This window comes from Sodaliphilus sp., from assembly GCF_045598405.1.
Taxonomy (GTDB): domain Bacteria; phylum Bacteroidota; class Bacteroidia; order Bacteroidales; family Muribaculaceae; genus Sodaliphilus; species Sodaliphilus limicaballi.
In genome coordinates this window covers 1-2701 of sequence record NZ_JAZLLZ010000123.1, presented here as the reverse complement: position 1 = coordinate 2701, position 2701 = coordinate 1, and the positions used below count along the sequence as shown (strand labels likewise).

Here is a 2701-nt window from a genome sequence, read left to right as displayed (position 1 = left end):
TGTCGTGTTGGTGGTTCGTTTGGTTTTATTTGCCGCACTAAATTAAGTGAAATCACCGACATGACAAAATCCTGGGCAACTTTTTGTTGCTCAGGATATTATAAAAATTGTTAACAAAAGTGCTGCGGAATTAAGGTATTATGAAAAAGATTTTTATTTCTATTTTCTCGCTTTTACTTGTTACTTTAGTAGCTTGTCAGGCTAAAAACGATACAAGTGCTAGTGAAGGAGACGCTGCAATTGCAGAGAATGCCGAGGTGACTGAAAGTTCAGATTTAGCTTCGAGCCAGACAGAGGAAGGCGCGAAGGCTTTTATTGAGACTGTTTACAAGACATATCTCAACCCCACGCCCGAGGACGAGAAAAAAATTGACGACGCCGAAATCACAATCTTCGGCATGGCATACATGGATCAGTACATGTCGGAAAACCTTCAAGTGATGATTGTGGATGCCAACGACAAGCAGATTGCCGACGACACCATGTTTTTCGAGGCAGATATTTGGACCAACTCACAAGACGATACTGGGTTTAAAGTAAAGGAAATCAATATTGTGGAATTTACAGGCGAGACAGCAACTCTTGAGGTCGTATTGAATAATGGCCACCAAGACAGCAAAGTGTATCCTATCGTTGAATACAACAAGGATAAGGGCCGCTGGTTTGTTTGTGACTTTGACATTGCGGGAGAGAGATTACTTAGCATCATTGATGATTTTCTTAGCAAGTGAACAAAACGTAAAAAATGATTATTATGAGAAAAAACAATTATTTGTTATTGCTCATCCTTGCTGGGATGAGTGCATTGATGTTTACTGGATGTAAGTCATCAAAACTTCCTAATGCAGTCACCTATGAGAAACAGAAGAGCATCGTGGTCATCTATGACAATGACGTGCATTGCGGCATAGACGGCTATCCCAAGATGGCTGGTCTGCGTGACGCGATATCAGATACTGCCTATACTGCATTAGTGTCAAGCGGAGACTTCCTGCAAGGCGGTACCACAGGCGCCTTGTCACATGGCCAGTACATAGTTGACATCATGAAGACTATGGACTATGACGCAATCACCCTGGGCAATCATGAGTTTGACTATGGCGTGCCTGCAATGCTCACACTCCTTGACCAGGTAGATAACTCACGTGTTGCGTGCGTGAACTTCCGTGACATGAACGGCAAGCGCATCTACCAGCCCTACATAATGAAACAGATGGGTAATAAGAAGGTTGCCTTTATCGGCGCTGTCACTCCCACCGCAATGGCAACCGAGGCCTATTCTTTCTTCGACAAAGATGACAAGCAGATCTATGACTTGGCCGAGAAAGAAGTGTATCAGATGGTGCAGGAGCAGGTTAATGAGGCAAGAAAAGCCGGTGCTGATTATGTGATAATGATTACCCACCTGGGTGAGGATAAGAACGCCATGAATGTGGATTCCCACGGACTCGTTGAAGCCACTAATGGCATCGACATTGTCCTTGACGGACATTCTCACTCGGTTATCCCTCATGACATTGTGAAGAATAAAGACGGCAAGCCCATCATTGTAACCCAGACAGGCACAAAGCTTGCCAACGTGGGAAAACTTGTTATCTCGCCCGACGGCAAATTCAGCACAGAACTTGTTCCCATTGCAGAATGCACACAGGTAAGCGAAAAGGTGCAACATGCTACCGACAGCATCAAAAACCTGATGAGTGTGCTTGTGAACCGCAAGATATGCCAGCTCGACTATGACTTGCACATCCTTGACGCAAATGGCAAGCAAGCCGTCCGCCGCCAGGAAACAAACGCCGGAGACATTGTGACGGACGCTTATCGCGCTATCAGCGGTGCCGAAATCGCTATTACTAATGGCGGCGGCATTCGTTCGGAGGCTAAAGCGGGTGACCTTACTTATGGCGATGTCATTGCGTTCTTGCCCTATGATAACTATTTGAGCGTCGTAGAGGTGACAGGAAGCCAGTTGCTTGATATTCTTGAGACTTGCACATCGTTTATTCCCGTTGAAGATGGCGACTTCCCCCAAGTGTCGGGACTTAAATTCACAGTAAATGCTTCACGTGAGACCAACCGTGTTACCGACCTTGTGATACTGAATAAGGAAACAAACGAATATGAACCGGTGGATCTTGACCGCACCTACCAGCTCGCAACCATTGACTATTGCATCACAGGTGGCGGCCTTCGCAGTAAGCTGAAAAAGAATAATGTGCTCAAACCGAGTATTATGGTCTATAACGAATGTCTCATTCAGTATATAGTTGAGCATTTGAACGGTCACATCGGCAAAGAATATGCCGAGCCCCAGGGTCGCATCACCATCGTGAACTAAACATTACAGACTATCTCGCGTCCTGCCAGACGCGCTACTGAATAGTACCTAATTACCCTCACCGCCGAACGGGCTGTGGGGGTAATTCAGGTATTGTCCTTCCAGACAACAAATTGGCAATAATCACATTGACATGCAAAATTTAAATATATAATACAATTCATCAGTGAGATCATTGAGATCCGCGCGGGGAGTTCCATTGCTGAATAGTTACGTGTTAGGTGTAACTATTCAGCAATGGTATTTTGGGTAATTTCCCCGCGCGGATCTCACTGATAACACAGATTTAATAATAACTGAAAGAAATTAAAATAATTAGAATAATTTCTTATTCAGTTAAATCAGAGCAATCTGTTGTAACTA

The 2701-nt window shown here is 44.5% G+C and carries 2 protein-coding genes; both read left to right on the top strand.

What is annotated here, in order from left to right; translation table 11 throughout:
* Positions 1–140 precede the first annotated feature (140 nt).
* Positions 141–731: a hypothetical protein gene (locus tag ACKI3C_RS08685; protein WP_407404087.1), complete on the top strand. Its 591-nt coding sequence runs from the start codon at positions 141–143 to the stop codon at positions 729–731.
* A 23-nt stretch (positions 732–754) separates the two neighbouring features.
* Positions 755–2338, top strand: a complete 1584-nt coding sequence (locus ACKI3C_RS08680; RefSeq protein ID WP_407404085.1) for a bifunctional metallophosphatase/5'-nucleotidase — start codon at positions 755–757, stop codon at positions 2336–2338.
* The last annotated feature ends 363 nt before the right edge of the window (positions 2339–2701 follow it).

What these genes read in the sequence shown, in the direction of transcription:
- ACKI3C_RS08680 (WP_407404085.1), top strand. Translation starts at nt 755, where the DNA reads ATGAGAAAAAACAATTATTTGTTATTGCTCATCCTTGCTGGGATGAGT.
- ACKI3C_RS08685 (WP_407404087.1), top strand. Translation starts at nt 141, where the DNA reads ATGAAAAAGATTTTTATTTCTATTTTCTCGCTTTTACTTGTTACTTTA.